The organism is Mesorhizobium sp. M4A.F.Ca.ET.020.02.1.1 (assembly GCF_004022645.1).
Taxonomy (GTDB): Bacteria; Pseudomonadota; Alphaproteobacteria; order Rhizobiales; family Rhizobiaceae; genus Mesorhizobium.
In genome coordinates, this window is record NZ_RZOI01001431.1 from 1 (window position 1) to 388 (window position 388).

Annotated in this window: 1 protein-coding gene; it reads right to left on the bottom strand. The window is 66.2% G+C overall.

Annotation, left to right across the window (positions count from 1 at the left end; all coding sequences use genetic code 11):
* Positions 1-65: 65 nt before the first annotated feature.
* Positions 66-388, bottom strand: a 323-nt coding sequence (locus EN742_RS37530) for an enoyl-CoA hydratase-related protein (protein WP_245492510.1), incomplete at its 5' end; no start/stop codon positions are given.

The window sequence follows — 388 nt, forward strand, 5'->3', positions numbered from 1 at the left end:
CCCTTTGAGGGGGAGATGCCCGGCAGGGCAGAGGGGGATGGGAAGGAACGCCATCGGCTGCGAGACTATCTGCCCTTCCACACCGGATCGCGCTTCTCGGCAAACGCCCGGAACCCTTCCATATTGTCCTCCGACCCGTAGAGCAAATCGACGGTCGCCAATTGCCGGCGCGTGACCTTGTTCATCGCGTCCTGGAAGGTCAGCGCCTCGGCCACGCGCGCGGTCTCCTTGATCGCGGCGAAGACCAGCGGCGGGCCGCTGGCGAGCAGCCGGGCGATCTCCCATACGCGGTCCTCGAGCTTCTCCTTGGGCAGCACCTCGTTGACCAGGCCCCAGCGATGCGCTTCGGCGACATCCATCCAGCGGCCGGTGAACAGGAGGTCCATGG